Genomic DNA, 14,538 nt, shown 5'->3' with positions numbered 1-14,538 from the left:
TTTGGAAGATGCAAAAAGTAGACATTGGAGAAGGGAAAGTAGACATTCAGAGTTCGAAAGTAGACATTGAAAGTCTGATTGCGGTGAAAGCGACAGATTTTTCGGAAAAGACAATTTCTCATATTTATAAAATGTATGACAAGTTCGGTTTTGATATGATTTTTGGGCGAACCGCAGTTGGTGAACTGCTTGGACTTCAGAATTCAAGTGCATCCAAGCTGCTTGCTAAACTGCTGAGGGCAGAAATAATAGAGCCGGTGTCCGGTCACGGGAAAGGGAAATACAGGTTTTCGAGAAGATGGTGATACAGCATATTTGTATAGATGCATTAGAGAATAAAACTATAGATGAAAAGAAAGAACAGTGCAGGGAAAATTATAACGAATTAAAAAGCGGATTACTGTCCTACCCGATGGAAAACTGTTTTAAATTGTTTTATAGACAAATGTATAAAGATTTTATTTTTTTTGGAATTAAGCTCGCTTGTGAAAGCGGCGATATGACTTTTATGCTGAATGGATTGTTTCAAGGGAATAGAATTGGAATGATAAGGAATAATTGTCTGAATACTACACAAGATCAATCTGGCGGCCTGGTTAACATAATTCTGGCTTTTGCGGCCAATGATTTAAAACTCGTAGGTAAAAGTATGCCGGTTTCTCCGGGGATCTCAGATAACGGATATTATAAAGGACATTACAACATGATGTATGCCATATACTGGAAAGATCAAGAAGCAGGGCGTGAGGCTGAAAAACAACTTCTGAAATTTATGGCAAAGAAACAAAGTAAATTTGATCTTTCTTTTACTCGTTATCTTTTGGCATTGTACTACGAAGATGCTTCTGAAATTTCAAACTGTTTACTTGAATTATGCTATACCGTTGCAAGATCGAACTGGGTGCAGGAAGAGATTTTCTTCGATACTCTTCATTATAAGTTAGGCAGACGTGTTGCGTTGTTTGTTCATGGACTCTACCACTTGGCATATTATTCGTTGAATGAAACTACTTTTACAAAGATTCAATTACCGGAGCACAAGACATTTATAAAAGAGTATGAGGAATTTAACATAGAACATGGTTTTCCAGTTGGCAGTCATTTCATTCATCTCGATGACATCAGCCAATATTTGGAACATTTTATTGATATAGAGATGATACCTGAAGTAGGCGTAGTGAAAGACATACATGACGGGAAAAACTATTTAGATGCAGATTCATTCCAGGAAAAAGTCTTTGCTAATTTGAAGTCAAAGAAGCTGATTGATTATGATGAATCCGCTGGGAAATTTGTTTTTCGCTCAATAAAATAGAATAATATTGTTTTTTGGGAGAAGCTATAATGAAAAGCTTCTTCTTTTTTTATGTGCCGCCGGGTAGATTTTTTTGAATCTGGCGGCTGTTTTTAATATTTCACAAACAAAACAGAAATCTTTCTCCAACATTTGGGCTGTAATCTTATACCATCAGATAAAGATAAATGAAGGAGCTTCCTGTATAATTCAAATATAGGGAATCCCATGAAAGGTGGTTGAGAAAAAAGGATACCTCAGAGTAAAATAAGATTTGCTGACTTTGAGCGGTTAGTAAAATCTTATAAAACAGAGAGGTATCTAAAATGAAGTATAACACACAAAACGCAAAAATTGCATCTATTACGGAAGAAACTTTAATCCTTGGGATTGATGTCGGAAGTGAAACTCATTATGTAAGGGCATTCGACTGGCGTAATTATGAATTTTCTGATAAGCCACTGGCATTCAGCAATGATGAAGCCGGGTTCCTGACATTCATAGCGTGGGTCGAGGATATCAAAGAGAAATCAGGCAAAACTGCTGTGATCCCCGGAATGGAACCAACAGGACATTACTGGTTCAATCTTGGGAAGTTCCTGCAGGACAGCGGGATGAGACCAGTTCATGTGAATCCGCACCATGTAAAAAAATCGAAGGAAATGGATGACAATAATCCGGAGAAGAATGACCGTAAAGATCCAAAAACCATTGCTGCACTGGTGAATGAAGGACGTTTTTCCTGTCCTTATATTCCTACAGGGGTTTATGCAGAGATCCGGAGCCTTTCAAACCTGCGCTTCCAGACACAGGAAGAGATCACAAGGGTTCGAAACCGAATCGCGCGATGGATCAGTATCTATTTTCCTGAATATAAAGACGTTTATGGGAAACTGGATGCAGTAAGCGGGATGATGGTGCTTAAGGAGGCTCCGCTTCCGATGAGGATCAAAGAACTGGGAGCGGAAGGGATCAACCAGATCTGGCGGAACGCAAGGCTGAGAGGCGCCGGGATGAAGAGGGCAAAGACCCTGTTATCGGCAGCGGAGCACAGCGTTGGGAGCCAGGAAGCACCGGAAACAGCATCCTTGGAGATCCGAAATCTGTTGGAAGACTATGAGAAGTATGGCAGGCGTATGGAGGAGCTGATGGCTAAGATAGAAGAAAAGATCAAGGAAGTTCCATATGTAGATAAACTTCTAGAGATCAAAGGGATCGGGCTGAAAACGGTATGTGGATTTATCTCAGAAGTTGGCGATCTAAGCAGGTTTGATGATCCGAAGCAGTTACAGAAGCTGGCGGGATATGCGATTGTGAAGAACAGCTCAGGGAAGCATGCAGGCGAAAGCCATATCAGTTACCGGGGACGGAAGAGGCTGAGATATGTGTTGTATGAAGCGGCGATATCCGTGATAGGGAAAAATGGCGAATTCAGGGAGATTCACCGGTATTATCAAACAAGGGATAAGAATCCCCTGAAAAAGATGCAGTCGGTCGTAGTGATAGCATGTAAAGTTCTTCGAGTCTTCTATGCCATACTGACAAAGGGAGTAGAGTATGATGGGGAAAAGATGCTGCGTGATATCAGGAGGCCGGGAATGAGTGCCCAGGCAGCATAAGAAGATAAGTCATCGTAAGAAAAGCTGACGTGGCTGAAGTGAGTGGTCAGATCAAAAGAGACTCTGGCCGTAGAGTTCAGCCACGCCGGAGAGGAAGCAGCTGACTGAAAAGCAGAAAGGCAGCACGTGAGAGGGAAACGTCCGCTGGGAACAGCGCTGTCACGGGAAGCCGGTCAGTAAATGTTATGATTACAAAGAATGAGCCAGTAGTCGGCGGGAATATTTTCCATAGGGCAAGACCCTGGCAAGGAGCTAAGCTGACACCCTGGTTATGGGCAGGCGGGACGAAGGAAGTGAGGACCAGTGCAGAAATGTACAGAGATCCTGGTAGACACGGGAGGTGCGCTGCCATAGATGGATGGGTATACAAAAGGCCATGTAAAGCGGAAAAGAGAGACGTTTTATTTCGTATACCCATAACCACCTATTTTTGTACCAGATACAGAAAATGCTCATGATCGAGGCTCGTTCATCTGAGATAGGAACTTAGAAATCCCTTGATTTTAAGGGGAAAAACACTTGACTAAATAGGGAGGAAAGAATAGTGGCAAAGTCAAAACTTGTAAAAGTAAATCAGAAAATAGCCGAGAAGGTTGTGGGCGGCTACAAGAAGATTGAGGATGGTGCTGTAGGAGGATTTACAAAAATCTCGGATTCTTTTGTGGATCAGTTCCTGACAAAAGACGGGGAGTCAATTGAAGAGGCGAAAGCCAGACTTGCAGAAGAACAGAAAGAACGTCAGATGAAAGCAATGAAGAAAAAGGAGAGAGTATAGCATGAAGAAAAGTAGTTTTGTAGCAATGATTTTGGGAACAATCGGGGGAATCTTTTTTGCACTTGGGATGTGCATGGCATTGATACCGGAATGGAATGCCTTCCAGCCGGGAGTGGTTATGGGTGTTATCGGCGCGGTGATCCTTTTAATTATGGTACTTGTCTGGAGAAAGATGGAAAATAAAAATCCGATCCATCTGTCGGGAAAAACAATCGGAACGGTTCTGCTTGGAATTATTGGCGCGCTGACGCTTGGTATAGGCATGTGCCTGACAATGGTATGGAGCAATATGATTGCAGGAATTGTGATTGGTCTGGTGGGAATCATTCTTCTGTTATGTCTGATTCCTCTGACAAAAGGATTCAAAGAACAGTAAGGAAAAATCCTGTACGCTCTGTTTGTGGTGGCGGTCATCACCCTGGTTTTTGTGGGAAACGTGGTACTGGGATAAAAAGCAGAGATTGATATTGACATTAGTAACATAGTGAATATAAAATAGTTATATAAATAATTTATATAACTATTTTTTTATGGAGAAAAAGATGCCGAAACAGAGAATTACAAAAGAGATGGTCGTGGAAGCGGCGTTTGAAATTGCAAGAAATGACGGGATGGAGCAGGTGCTTGTAAAAAACATTGCGGAAAAGATCGGTTGCTCTGTGCAGCCGATCTACAGTTACTGTAGAAATATGGATGGACTGAAGGCAGACGTGACGGGCCGGGCGTTGGAGTTTGTGCGGGAATTTGCAGCGGCGCATATTGACCCGTCAGATCTCTTTGCCAGCACAGGCAGAGCGTATGTACAGCTTGCAAAAGAGGAGCCGAATATATTTAAGCTGTTCATTCTGCACCGGAGAGAAGGAGTTTCCTCTCTGGATGAACTGTATCAGAAAGAAACAGATCCCCAGACCTCCGGATTTATTGCAGACGGGCTGAAAATCAGCAGGGAAGAAGCAAAGAAGCTTCATCTGCATATGTTGATTTATACGATCGGCATCGGGACAATCTTCTGTATGACAACACCGGGCATTTCGACAGAGGAAATTTTTGAGCAGCAGGAGAAGGCGTATCAGATTTTTCTGAAAGAGACACTTGAAAACAAGAGAAACGGAAACCAGCAGGGATAGTGTTCAGTGAGGGATGATTATGGGCAGAGGAATTATCTTGTATCAATCAAAATATGGAGCGGCCAGAAAATATGCCGGATGGCTCAAAGAGGCGACAGGCTTTGAGGCGGTGGAAGTGAAACAGGCCGAAATCGGTGAAGTCATCCGGTATGACGTAATTATTTTATGCGGAGGCATTTATGCATCCGGCATAGCGGGCATTTCGTTTCTGCGGAAACACTTTGACAGACTGAAAGAAAAACAGGTTATGGTGTTTGCGGTCGGGGCATCTCCGTACGATGAAAAAGCACTTGAGGAAGTAAAAACGGTAAATTTGAAGGGAGAACTCGCATCCATCCCTCTTTATTACGGAAGAGGAATGTGGGATGAAGAGAAAATGACATGGAAAGACCGGACCCTGTGCAGGATGTTGAAAAAAGCGGTAGCCAAAAAGGATCCGGACACCTACGAGCCGTGGATGAAAGCGCTGATGAGTGCGGACGGGAAACAATGTGACTGGACAGACCGAAGTTATCTGGAACCGATTTTAAAAGATTTGAAAAAAATTTGAAAAAAATGAATGGAAACACTCCTTTGAATCGTATTAGAGATGAAAGACAAAGGAGGGATTGAGATGAAGAAAATTGTAGCAGGAATTCTGGCGGCAGTAATCGGAGTATCGGTGGCTGCATCCGGGGCTGTAAAGGCCGGAAACAGACAGGAGACTTCAGCCGGCTGGAACAATGGGATCTGTGTAAACAGCTCGGTATGTCCGAACCATCATAACAATACAGGTGACTGTGCAGGAACGGGAACCTGTTATACAGATTCCGATCATGATGGTGTCTGTGACAATTATCAGAATAAAACCTGCAATAATGCAGAAGGACACCATATGCACCACCAGAACAGTGGATGCAGGGGAGGACGAAACAGGTAAACATGTATGCAAAGTGAACGAGAGGTAAACAGGGCGATTGAAAGGTATTCGGATATGGTCAGAAGAATCTGCCTGATCCACCTGCAGAATAGTGCTGATACCGAGGACATATTTCAGACGGTTTTTCTGAAATATGTCCTTCGTTCCATGCCGTTTGAAAATGAAGAACATGAAAAAGCCTGGCTGATCCGGGTGACAGTAAATGCCTGCAAGGATCTGCGCAGAAGCTTTTTCAGGAGCAGGACGGTCTCGCTGGATTCACTCCTGGAGATGCCGGCTCCGAACCGTCAGGACCACAGAGAAGTGCTGGAGGCAGTGCTGTCTCTTCCGGGAAAATATAAAGATGCGGTCTATCTGCATTATTATGAGGGATATACAGCGGAAGAAATCGGGAAAATTCTCGGGAAGAAAACCAATACGGTTTACACGATGCTGACACGTGCGCGGGCACTGTTAAAGGAAAAGCTTGGAGGTGAGGAGTACGGATAAGAGAATAAAAGAAGCGTTTGGTCAGATTCACGCAGACGAAGAGATGAAAGAACGCACAAAACAGTTTCTTAGAGAAAAAACAGATGGATACAAGAAAAAGAGAATTCGCTCCTACCGTACCTGGATCCCGGTGGCGGCATGTCTGGTGATTTTTCTGATTGCAGGGGGCTACTGGAGCTTTTTCCTCCCGACAGCGGCGATTCAGATCGAAGTGAATCCTTCGCTGGAAATGGAAGTCAACCGCTTTGGTAGAGTGCTTTCTCTGGAAGGGAAAAATGAAGACGGGGAAAGACTGGCCGGGGAATTAAACCTCCGATTTATGGATTATGATGAGGCGGTGGATGAAATTCTACAAAATGAGCAGATTGTGGCACTTTTGAATCAGAATGAAATTTTATCTGTGGTTGTTATAGGAGAAAACAAGCAGAGTCAGGATATGATGGCATTTGTGGAAGAACTGGAACAGACACAGCACAATATCGACTGCTGCCATGCGACAGAAAGCGAAGCGCAAGAAGCGGAAGAAGCAGGACTTGGATATGGCAAATACAGAGCATATCTGGAATTGAAGGAGCTGGATCCCGACATAACGACGGAGGAAGCGGCCAATATGACCATGAGAGAACTTTATGAGAGGATCCGGGAACTGGAAGCGGATGGTGACACACAGACAAGTACCGGAACCGGAGGAAGCGGACAGGGAAAACATCACCATCATGGACATAAAAATGAATAGTGAATATAAAAAACAGCAGATTTGGAACAGCAATTTTATTTGGTGCGTCCTATACTAAATGTACCACGTGGAAGAAACAATAGGAGTGAGGTATATGGAAGCAGGAACCATTATTCGGAAAAGTAAGGAGTATATCGAAAAGCATATTGATGAAGTGCTGACAGTGGCAAAGATCGCTGGGACGGTTGGATATTCAGAATATCATTTTTCAAGAATCTTCCGGCAGGAGACTGGAGTCTCAGTGATGGAATATGTAAAAAGTGAAAAACTCCGAAGGGCGTCCGGGGATATACGGAATGGAGCGAAGATTGTGGATACAGCTGTAAAATATGGCTGGGAATCTCACAATGGATTTACGAAAGCATTCAAAAAAGAGTTTGGTTACTGCCCGGCCTTACTGCGAGCCATGGTTATGAGTATGAAACAGTTAGGAGGAAAAAATGTGAACGAGGGAATGACTGGAAGACCAGAGGAACATGCTGAAAAACAAATGCTGTTTGAAAAATTAAAAGAGATGGTTCTGACATTGAATCCGGAAGAAGATGTGAGAAATCTGGAGCAGATCTATCTCTACGCATGCCAGATTTATCAAGGAATGAAGCGGTATTCCGGCGATGAATATATTACACACCCGCTCCACACTGCGCTTTTACTTGCGGATATGGAGGCGGAGCCTGAAACCATTCTCGCAGGATTATTTTGCGATGCATTGAAAAAGACAGAAGCCACAATGAAAGAATTAAGGAAATATCTTCCGGAGAAAACAGCTGATCTGATTGAAGCAAAAGCAGCGGAAGAAGCGGATATGGAGACAGATATTTTGGAACAGGTCACCTTGCTCCGGCTCGCCGAGCGTCTTCATAATATGAAGACGATTGAATGGATCGATGAGGAACAAAGAAAAAAACGGGCAGCTGAAACCATGGAAATTTTTCTTCCGTTGGCTGAAAAGACGGGCAATCATGAGATTGCAGAGGAACTAAAAACGCTGGCGGAAGAGAATTTGTAACGATGATGAATGTTTCTTTTAATGGGCATAATACAGCGGCAGGCGCGATTCATATGAACCACGCCTGCCGCTTTGTAATATGGGAATATCTAGAGGTATCATTCTTGCCGGACGGCTGTTTAAAGGTCGGATACGAACTTATTTTTCCTTTTCCGCAAGTGCCTCTTTTCCAAGAGCGTCCGCTGCAACGATAGCTGCGTAGAGCTGATCCGGAGTGACATCCGCTACCATGTTGTGGATGGATTCACCTTCTACACAGGATTTCTCGGCGATAATGCGGATCTCTTCGTCTTTGGTGATACCGATTTCTTCCAGTGTAACAGGAAGGCCGACTTCCATACAGAAATTCTGCACTTCCTTGAATTCTTCTTTAGATGCCCGTTCCAGAACAAGCTGTACGAGGGTGCCAAAAGCAACGCAGTTTCCATGCGGAGCGCTGTGGCCGCCAAGTGCGGTAAGACCGTTATAGAAAGAGTGGGCAACGGCAAGCCCTCCGTTGTCGGCACCGACACCGGAGAGGTAAACATTGGCTTCGATAATGGCTTCCAGTGCCGGAGTTACCACATGGCATTCGCATGCCTTTTTTGCAGAAGCACCGTATTCTTTCAGTGTGTCATAACAGAGCCGGCAGAGAGCCATGGCTGACTGGGTAATTCCGCCGGATTCCAGGCTCGGAGCGTCTGTGCGCTCGCATGCGCGTGCTTCAAAATAAGTTCCGAGGGCATCGCCCATGCCGGCAACCAGGAATCTGACCGGCGCATTAGCGATGATGGCACTGTCTACAATGACGGCTTCCGGGTTCTTTGGATAGAACAGATAACTGTTGAATGTTTCATCATCATTGTAGATAACAGAAAGACCGGTGCATGGAGCGTCTGTCGCTACAACGGTTGGTACAATAACGACAGGAAGCTTTTCGTAGTGTGCTGTCGCTTTTGCTGTGTCAATTGCGGAACCGCCGCCCACACCGACGACGACATTCAGATGGTTTTCTCTGACGATTTCCCGCATTTTTTCGATCTCCCCTGTACTTGAAACTCCGCCGAAGATTTCGTACTGGCGGACGTCGGATGTCCCTTCAAAACTTTTTTCGATCTTGTCGTGAGCCATCTTATATCCGCTTCTGGAGCAGATAAACAGCCACTTATCACCAAGACTGGTCATTTCCTTGTGGAATTGCAGCAGAGAATCCTTTCCCTGTACATATTTTTGAGGTGCACGCATCATTCTAAGTCTAAGCATATGTAAGACCTCCCTTTCGCCTTGCGTTTACTTTGTTATTTCTTTGACTATCAGTATAAAATATCTGATGTGAAAAGCAAGATGAATTATTCTGAAAAAAATATGCATAATTACGAATAATTTGTGCAAAAATGAAAACTTATACACATTAAAACTATTTGCGGGACAGCGTTCCGTCTCCACCCATGAGGAGTGTCAGTTCTTCAATCCTTTCCAGCGGGAAGGGCGGCAGACACAATGGCTTCATGGCGATGGACATGAGTTTCATTGGATTGTCATCGGCGGCAATCCGGTTGGATGAAAGCTTTCCGCATCGGCGGCAGCGGTGGATGATGGCCCATTCGCCGTTCTTGCGGGTCCATGATGCCTCCGCAGTCAGATTCCCTGTCTCCCGGTTCGATGTCCACATGCAGGCTGGACAGGCAGTTCGGGCAGTGGTTGCGGTGGTCCGTTCCTGCGCCTGCTGAAACGACAGGGCGTCCGCACACCTTACAGGTGAAGCTGTCCTTGCATGGGTGAGTTTTGTAGTATCCTTTTTCGTATTTTTTCTTTTTGTTTTCACGGTTCATTGTCAGTTATCTCCCTTACACAAATACATTTTCGTTGATTTCCAATTGTCTGTGCAGGGCAATAAAAAAAGATAACTCCTGAAAGATGAGTTATCTCATGTACCGATATGCGGCCGCCAGGCATCTCCGGTATGCGGACATGCTCTTTCTGACAGCGCAAAAAACACTTTTCTTCTGAGAAGTGCGATCCGATTTCAATCGTAAAAAAGAGTACAATAAAAAACTCATCATCTTTCAGATGAAAACAAAATTTATTGCCCTGTTATTTACGATTCGCCGACATCCACTTCTCTCCCTTCTGCTTTAAGATTTTTTTTATCATATCATATGGAAGTGGAATTGTAAAGAAAAAACGCCGTTTTCAGGCAGTGACAGCCCCTATGAATGGATCAGCTGCCCTGCCTGAAAGCCCATAATGACGAGCTCCAGCATTTTCGGATCATAGTCTCTGTATTTTAGAAAATAGTAAAGGGTATCCAGAAAGTTGAGGAATGCTTTTTTGGATGCTTCATCCAGAATCACGGATTTCTGGTCGCGTGTCAGGAAAGAAGCGATCCGTGTAAACGCGAATTTTTCGTTGAGGAAAGCCCAGAACTCCTCTTCGCCGTCGGTCTTCATTACCTGAAAAGGTTTCCGGCGAAGAAGCCAGTAGGTTTCATAGGCAAGCACCTTCCGCTCACTGATGTGCCTCATATGGTGAAATTCCTTCATGCGTGAAATATCCGTAAAATAATCCATGACTGCATGGGTCAGAATGGTTTCATCGATCCGGACGCTGTCGTGGATGCCAAGGCTTTCCAGAAATACAATACATTCTTTATAAAGCGAAGAGTAACGGTTCTTGATGACCTGTTCGGAAAATTCGGCCACGATATCTTCGTACTGTGTATAGATGGTCTCGATATCATTCATGATGATCTGCTCCTTCCAGTTTTATAATATCAAAAAACAGCTTGGATTTTACAAAATCGCAGTAGGAATTCAACTCGATATCCTCAATGGTGCTGTAACGGACGTGAGAGGTACTTCCAAGCAGGTGTTTGCGGATCTTTCCGCTTTGGATACGCTCCATCATGCGGTCGGCAGACTGGCTGATCGCCTCGGGAATGCCCGGCAGTGGTCTCTGATTCATGGGAATCCCTCCTTTATTCTTTTGCGATGCTGTCAATGGCATCCTGTACTGTCTGTATCGAACTCAGATCAACTTCGTTCAGCTTTTCTTTTGGCTTTTCATAGTCCAGCCTTGGGTTGACAATCGTCTGCTTCGGCTTGAAATTTTCGCTTGAAACATCACAGAGCCTTTTAAAGAAAGAGGCCATTTCATCACCCATTCCGGAGAGCCGGTTTAAAAGCTCGGAAAATTCCGTGAGCATCGGGTCGCTCTTCTTATAAGGATAGAGAATGTGATGGTCGATCTCTCCCCATCCCTCCTCGAAAAGAGTACGGATCTGCACTTCCATGTATACACCCTGATACTTCAAAATATAGTGGACAGAGCGGTAATGCTTCCGGTCGAAGATATTGTCGCTGGAGATCCAGTCGGAATAAATATCACTGAAATCTCCCAGACGCATGTGCACTTTTGGCGGTTCGGCCATATACCGGTCTTTGTCAGCGTGATAATCAGAAATACAGTTGTGGATATAAAGATCCGGATTGTTTTCAAAATGCTGGATCAGATATTTATGGAAGATCACCCAGTCTTCGCGGTACAGGATTAGTCCGCGGAACCCGATCGTGTCAGTGACAAACTTCATGTAATTCTCTTTTGTGAGCGTACGGTATTTCAGATAATTTTCGCAGCGCTTCCGGATAATCTTTTCCACAAGGTGCCACGGCGTCTTGACACGGGTACGGTAAGAATGAAGTCCCGTTCTCTGATCCTTATTTTTAATAAATTCCTGTAGAAATTCGTCCCGGATACGCTGAAGCTCAGGAAGCTTCCTGGCATAGTCTTTTGCAATATAGCACAGATCATCCCAATCAAGTCCCGCCTCGCGAAATTCATCTTCGCTGATCGAAAAACGTTCCAGAAACTCTTTTTTTAACATAAGATCATATCCTTTGATTCCGTTCAATTCCCTGCTGGCAGGGTACCTCCCTATCATAGCATTTTCGAACCGGATTATCAACGTCCGGGGACGGAATGAAGGGATGGATGTTGAAAAAATGTGTGTGAAAAACATGCCTTGTGGAAAAGCAGCCGGAGCACTTGACAATGCGGAAAGGGCATGGCATGATAAGAGAACAAAAGCAAAATGGGCAGGGAGAGAGGAGGAAAAGAGATATGTTAGAACCAAAAGATTTTGAACAAATCAGTGGAATTATAGAAAAAACATTTCATCCAATCGAATATAGGCTCAAATGTGTTGAAGAAGAACTTGGCGGCGTTAGAAAGGAACTGGATGGTGTCAAAGGCGAAGTAAATGGAGTGAAGCAGGAACTGAATGATGTCAGAAGTGAAGTCGGCGGAGTAAACCAGGAGCTGAATGATGTCAGAAGTGAAGTCGGCGGAATAAACCAGGAGCTGAATGACATCAAAAGAAGTGTAGCCGGTGTAGAGAAAATAGTTAAAGATGTTCAACTGACTTTGGAAAATGAGACGAACAGGAATATCCAGATTATTGCGGAAGGACATCTCGACTTGAGCAGAAAGTTGGATGAGGCGGTTAAAATTGATAATGAAAAAGAAATTCTTAAGCTTCGGGTTAATCGCCTTGAAAGTGAACTTGAAAAAACAAAATCCAGACTTTCTGAAATTGCATAACTTTGGTTGAAAAATAACTGATCTTTGCGGGCCGATAAGCAACAAGGCTTCGGCCTGCACATCATAACTATCATTTGGATACAAGGTAATATCATCTAAGCAACAATTCTATTAAGCATTTTATCTGAAACAACAGAAATTTTACCCAAGATGTAATGAATCTTTAAGAAAAAATTCAGGACTCTCTGACCCGTTTTGTTATAATTTAGAGAAGGGGGAAGTTGTAAATGGCGGTGTAGAAGATGAAAAGAAGGAAAAAGATACGTACGATAAAGACAAAAAAATTCTGGCTGTCGATCATAGCCCTCGTTGTAATTATTGGTGCAATGTACGTGCTGATGCTTCCGCAGGGGGCTGCGCGGTTTGCAATTCTCAGATCGGGCCATCCGATTGCGGCATTGACGTTATCGATCACGACAGAAGGGTATCCTCATGAGCTGGAAGACGGGCAGATCGGTTATGTACTTGTGGATGCACCGTACGACAGGGAGCAGGGTGATGTAATGGATACCTGGATGGTGTACCGGCATGGGATGATTTATGTGGGAGAGTATGACACTAGATAAGATAAATTGAACATATAATAGATATATTAGAAAAAATTCCGAAAAATAAATTGGAAAAATTGAAAAAAAGTGTTGACAAATCTAAGAGGAACCCATATAATAGTCCATGTGCCAAGCGCACAAGACAAATGCCCAGATAGCTCAGTTGGTAGAGCAGAGGACTGAAAATCCTCGTGTCGCTGGTTCGATTCCGGCTTTGGGCATACGCGGGTGTAGTTCAATGGTAGAACACCAGCCTTCCAAGCTGGATACGTGGGTTCGATTCCCATCACCCGCTTTTTTTATTGCTCAAAAGCAAGGCCGCCGTATCATCAAGTAAAGATGATGCGGCGGCCTTTTCTTTGCCCGGAACATTGCTATTTCGTCAGTACCTCGGCGCCGTCTTCTGTAATAAGCACCATGTATTCGATCTGTGCAGAGAGTCCGTCGTCTTCCGTGTAGACAGTCCATCCGTTGTCTTCATCGATAAAGAAATCCGGACTTCCTTCGTTGATCATCGGCTCGATGGTAAACATCATGCCAGGAACGAGAAGCATCTCGCTTCCCTTTGGTGTGACATAGCTGACCCATGGCTCTTCGTGGAACTCCAGGCCGATGCCGTGGCCTCCGATGTCTTCCACAACGGAGTACCCGTTTGCTTTCGCATGGCTGTTGATAGCGTCTGCGATATCGCCGAGATGATTCCAGGGTTTTGCCTCTTTCAGTCCGAGCTCCACACATTCTTCAGTGACACGTACGAGACGTCTGGCACGCTCGCTGACTTCCCCGATGCAGAACATTCTGGAAGCATCGGAAAAATATCCGTCCAGAATGGTGGAAACGTCCACGTTGACAATATCGCCCTCCTGCAGGATGATGGATTCATCCGGAATTCCGTGGCAGATTTCATTGTTGATGGAAGTGCAGACACTCTTTGGGAATCCCTGGTAATCAAGCGGGGCAGGGATGCCGCCGTGCTCTGTTGTGAAGTCATAGACGAGCTTATCTATTTCGGCCGTGCTCATACCCGCATGAATGTGGGCGGCCACATGATCGAGGACAGCGGTGTTCAAGTCGGCGCTGATCCGGATTTTTTCGATCTGTTCCGGAGTCTTGATCATGGAGTGGTCCGGTACGATTTCGCCCTTTTCGGCATGAAGAGCGATTTTTTCATCCATCGCCATATGACACTTCTTATATTTTTTGCCGCTTCCGCACCAGCAAGGTTCATTTCGTTCCATATTCTCTATCTCCTTTGTCTTTCTGAATTTGTAAAATCTCTCAAAATCCGAGGGGGCATATGCCTCTCTTTTCCTATTATATCGCATTTCGCAGTTGTTAGCACCCTAAAAATAAGATATAATAAAAACATGTGGGAACTGTCAGGCCATGCTGTTTTACGAGGTCAGATGTATGGCGGAACAGTTATAATGTATGAAAAGAAAGG

At 44.3% G+C, this 14,538-nt stretch carries 20 protein-coding genes, 2 tRNA genes and 1 pseudogene; 16 read left to right on the top strand and 7 right to left on the bottom strand.

The window, feature by feature from the left end:
* The first annotated feature begins 8 nt into the window (after positions 1-8).
* The 11 genes from Selli1_RS18275 to Selli1_RS02790 all read left to right on the top strand — a co-directional run bounded on the left by Selli1_RS18275 (position 9) and on the right by Selli1_RS02790 (position 7,968).
* Positions 9-305 (top strand): hypothetical protein, encoded by a 297-nt coding sequence (locus Selli1_RS18275; protein WP_330677451.1) that lies wholly within the window; start codon positions 9-11, stop codon positions 303-305.
* Complete coding sequence (locus tag Selli1_RS02835) at positions 299-1,315, top strand: hypothetical protein (RefSeq protein ID WP_281845937.1); 1,017 nt, start codon at positions 299-301, stop codon at positions 1,313-1,315. Before Selli1_RS18275 ends, Selli1_RS02835 begins: the two co-directional genes overlap by 7 nt.
* A 305-nt stretch (positions 1,316-1,620) precedes the next feature.
* Positions 1,621-2,913, top strand: coding sequence for an IS110 family RNA-guided transposase (locus Selli1_RS02830; RefSeq protein ID WP_087254357.1), 1,293 nt, complete (start codon positions 1,621-1,623; stop codon positions 2,911-2,913).
* 544 nt (positions 2,914-3,457) lie between these two features.
* Positions 3,458-3,688, top strand: a complete 231-nt coding sequence (locus Selli1_RS02825; RefSeq protein ID WP_281845936.1) for a hypothetical protein — start codon at positions 3,458-3,460, stop codon at positions 3,686-3,688.
* 1 nt (position 3,689) lies between these two features.
* Positions 3,690-4,064, top strand: a complete 375-nt coding sequence (locus tag Selli1_RS02820) for a hypothetical protein (RefSeq protein WP_281845935.1) — start codon at positions 3,690-3,692, stop codon at positions 4,062-4,064.
* A 166-nt stretch (positions 4,065-4,230) separates the two neighbouring features.
* Complete coding sequence (locus tag Selli1_RS02815; protein WP_281845934.1) at positions 4,231-4,815, top strand: TetR/AcrR family transcriptional regulator; 585 nt, start codon at positions 4,231-4,233, stop codon at positions 4,813-4,815.
* Between the two features lie 19 nt (positions 4,816-4,834).
* On the top strand, positions 4,835-5,365 hold the full coding sequence (locus tag Selli1_RS02810) for a flavodoxin domain-containing protein (protein WP_281845933.1): 531 nt from the start codon (positions 4,835-4,837) through the stop codon (positions 5,363-5,365).
* Between the two features lie 63 nt (positions 5,366-5,428).
* Positions 5,429-5,734 (top strand): hypothetical protein, encoded by a 306-nt coding sequence (locus tag Selli1_RS02805; protein WP_281845932.1) that lies wholly within the window; start codon positions 5,429-5,431, stop codon positions 5,732-5,734.
* Positions 5,735-5,740: 6 nt separating this feature from the next.
* Entirely contained in the window at positions 5,741-6,223 is a 483-nt protein-coding gene (locus Selli1_RS02800) for an RNA polymerase sigma factor (protein ID WP_087168817.1), read from the top strand.
* The gene (locus Selli1_RS02795) at positions 6,207-6,959 is read left to right on the top strand and encodes an anti-sigma-I factor RsgI family protein (RefSeq protein WP_281845931.1); all 753 of its coding nucleotides are present in this window, start codon (positions 6,207-6,209) and stop codon (positions 6,957-6,959) included. The genes Selli1_RS02800 and Selli1_RS02795 overlap by 17 nt, the downstream gene beginning before the upstream one ends.
* Positions 6,960-7,053: 94 nt before the next feature.
* Positions 7,054-7,968 (top strand): HD domain-containing protein, encoded by a 915-nt coding sequence (locus Selli1_RS02790; RefSeq protein ID WP_281845930.1) that lies wholly within the window; start codon positions 7,054-7,056, stop codon positions 7,966-7,968.
* Between the two features lie 138 nt (positions 7,969-8,106).
* Here the strand turns inward: Selli1_RS02790 and Selli1_RS02785 are convergent, their stop codons facing one another.
* From Selli1_RS02785 to Selli1_RS02760, 6 genes and pseudogenes are all read right to left on the bottom strand, one after another.
* A complete protein-coding gene (locus Selli1_RS02785; RefSeq protein ID WP_087255434.1) occupies positions 8,107-9,210 on the bottom strand; it encodes a glycerol dehydrogenase in 1,104 nt (367 codons plus the stop codon).
* Positions 9,211-9,364: 154 nt separating this feature from the next.
* The gene (locus Selli1_RS18460) at positions 9,365-9,619 is read right to left on the bottom strand and encodes an RNHCP domain-containing protein (RefSeq protein ID WP_243128551.1); all 255 of its coding nucleotides are present in this window, start codon (positions 9,617-9,619) and stop codon (positions 9,365-9,367) included.
* 1 nt (position 9,620) lies between these two features.
* Positions 9,621-9,779, bottom strand: a pseudogene (locus Selli1_RS18455) (RNHCP domain-containing protein); the annotation flags it as partial.
* Between the two features lie 378 nt (positions 9,780-10,157).
* Positions 10,158-10,691 carry a hypothetical protein gene (locus Selli1_RS02770; protein WP_087168812.1) on the bottom strand — a complete coding sequence of 178 codons (534 nt, stop codon included), beginning with the start codon at positions 10,689-10,691 and terminating at the stop codon, positions 10,158-10,160.
* Positions 10,684-10,911: a hypothetical protein gene (locus tag Selli1_RS02765; RefSeq protein WP_087168811.1), complete on the bottom strand. Its 228-nt coding sequence runs from the start codon at positions 10,909-10,911 to the stop codon at positions 10,684-10,686. Before Selli1_RS02765 ends, Selli1_RS02770 begins: the two co-directional genes overlap by 8 nt.
* 13 nt (positions 10,912-10,924) lie before the next feature.
* Entirely contained in the window at positions 10,925-11,830 is a 906-nt protein-coding gene (locus Selli1_RS02760) for a RelA/SpoT-related domain-containing protein (protein WP_243128550.1), read from the bottom strand.
* A 103-nt stretch (positions 11,831-11,933) separates the two neighbouring features.
* On the opposite strand from Selli1_RS02760, the gene Selli1_RS02755 reads away from it, so the two are divergent.
* The 5 genes from Selli1_RS02755 to Selli1_RS02735 all read left to right on the top strand — a co-directional run bounded on the left by Selli1_RS02755 (position 11,934) and on the right by Selli1_RS02735 (position 13,389).
* Positions 11,934-12,089: a hypothetical protein gene (locus tag Selli1_RS02755; protein ID WP_158099306.1), complete on the top strand. Its 156-nt coding sequence runs from the start codon at positions 11,934-11,936 to the stop codon at positions 12,087-12,089.
* On the top strand, positions 12,067-12,546 hold the full coding sequence (locus Selli1_RS02750; RefSeq protein ID WP_281872265.1) for a hypothetical protein: 480 nt from the start codon (positions 12,067-12,069) through the stop codon (positions 12,544-12,546). The genes Selli1_RS02755 and Selli1_RS02750 overlap by 23 nt, the downstream gene beginning before the upstream one ends.
* Positions 12,547-12,788: 242 nt before the next feature.
* Entirely contained in the window at positions 12,789-13,112 is a 324-nt protein-coding gene (locus tag Selli1_RS02745; RefSeq protein WP_087168808.1) for a YjcN family protein, read from the top strand.
* Positions 13,113-13,242: 130 nt separating this feature from the next.
* Positions 13,243-13,315: transfer RNA gene (locus tag Selli1_RS02740), tRNA-Phe, on the top strand.
* 3 nt (positions 13,316-13,318) lie between these two features.
* Positions 13,319-13,389 (top strand) — tRNA-Gly (locus Selli1_RS02735).
* A gap of 79 nt (positions 13,390-13,468) precedes the next feature.
* On the opposite strand, the gene Selli1_RS02730 is transcribed toward Selli1_RS02735, so the two are convergent.
* Positions 13,469-14,332, bottom strand: a complete 864-nt coding sequence (locus Selli1_RS02730) for a methionyl aminopeptidase (RefSeq protein WP_087168807.1) — start codon at positions 14,330-14,332, stop codon at positions 13,469-13,471.
* Positions 14,333-14,538: the final 206 nt, after the last annotated feature.

Source organism: Sellimonas catena, assembly GCF_027924685.1.
Taxonomy (GTDB): Bacteria; Bacillota; Clostridia; order Lachnospirales; family Lachnospiraceae; genus Sellimonas; species Sellimonas catena.
The sequence above is the reverse complement of the archived record's forward strand: the minus strand, read 5'-3'. Positions and strand labels throughout refer to the sequence as shown.

Coding starts and splice junctions, on each gene's coding strand:
- Selli1_RS18275 (WP_330677451.1), top strand. CDS start 9: ATGCAAAAAGTAGACATTGGAGAAGGGAAAGTAGACATTCAGAGTTCG.
- Selli1_RS02835 (WP_281845937.1), top strand. CDS start 299: ATGGTGATACAGCATATTTGTATAGATGCATTAGAGAATAAAACTATA.
- Selli1_RS02830 (WP_087254357.1), top strand. CDS start 1,621: ATGAAGTATAACACACAAAACGCAAAAATTGCATCTATTACGGAAGAA.
- Selli1_RS02820 (WP_281845935.1), top strand. CDS start 3,690: ATGAAGAAAAGTAGTTTTGTAGCAATGATTTTGGGAACAATCGGGGGA.
- Selli1_RS02815 (WP_281845934.1), top strand. CDS start 4,231: ATGCCGAAACAGAGAATTACAAAAGAGATGGTCGTGGAAGCGGCGTTT.
- Selli1_RS02810 (WP_281845933.1), top strand. CDS start 4,835: ATGGGCAGAGGAATTATCTTGTATCAATCAAAATATGGAGCGGCCAGA.
- Selli1_RS02805 (WP_281845932.1), top strand. CDS start 5,429: ATGAAGAAAATTGTAGCAGGAATTCTGGCGGCAGTAATCGGAGTATCG.
- Selli1_RS02800 (WP_087168817.1), top strand. CDS start 5,741: ATGCAAAGTGAACGAGAGGTAAACAGGGCGATTGAAAGGTATTCGGAT.
- Selli1_RS02790 (WP_281845930.1), top strand. CDS start 7,054: ATGGAAGCAGGAACCATTATTCGGAAAAGTAAGGAGTATATCGAAAAG.
- Selli1_RS02785 (WP_087255434.1), bottom strand. CDS start 9,210: ATGCTTAGACTTAGAATGATGCGTGCACCTCAAAAATATGTACAGGGA.
- Selli1_RS18460 (WP_243128551.1), bottom strand. CDS start 9,619: ATGTGGACATCGAACCGGGAGACAGGGAATCTGACTGCGGAGGCATCA.
- Selli1_RS02770 (WP_087168812.1), bottom strand. CDS start 10,691: ATGAATGATATCGAGACCATCTATACACAGTACGAAGATATCGTGGCC.
- Selli1_RS02765 (WP_087168811.1), bottom strand. CDS start 10,911: ATGAATCAGAGACCACTGCCGGGCATTCCCGAGGCGATCAGCCAGTCT.
- Selli1_RS02760 (WP_243128550.1), bottom strand. CDS start 11,830: ATGTTAAAAAAAGAGTTTCTGGAACGTTTTTCGATCAGCGAAGATGAA.
- Selli1_RS02755 (WP_158099306.1), top strand. CDS start 11,934: ATGGATGTTGAAAAAATGTGTGTGAAAAACATGCCTTGTGGAAAAGCA.
- Selli1_RS02750 (WP_281872265.1), top strand. CDS start 12,067: ATGTTAGAACCAAAAGATTTTGAACAAATCAGTGGAATTATAGAAAAA.
- Selli1_RS02745 (WP_087168808.1), top strand. CDS start 12,789: ATGAAAAGAAGGAAAAAGATACGTACGATAAAGACAAAAAAATTCTGG.
- Selli1_RS02730 (WP_087168807.1), bottom strand. CDS start 14,332: ATGGAACGAAATGAACCTTGCTGGTGCGGAAGCGGCAAAAAATATAAG.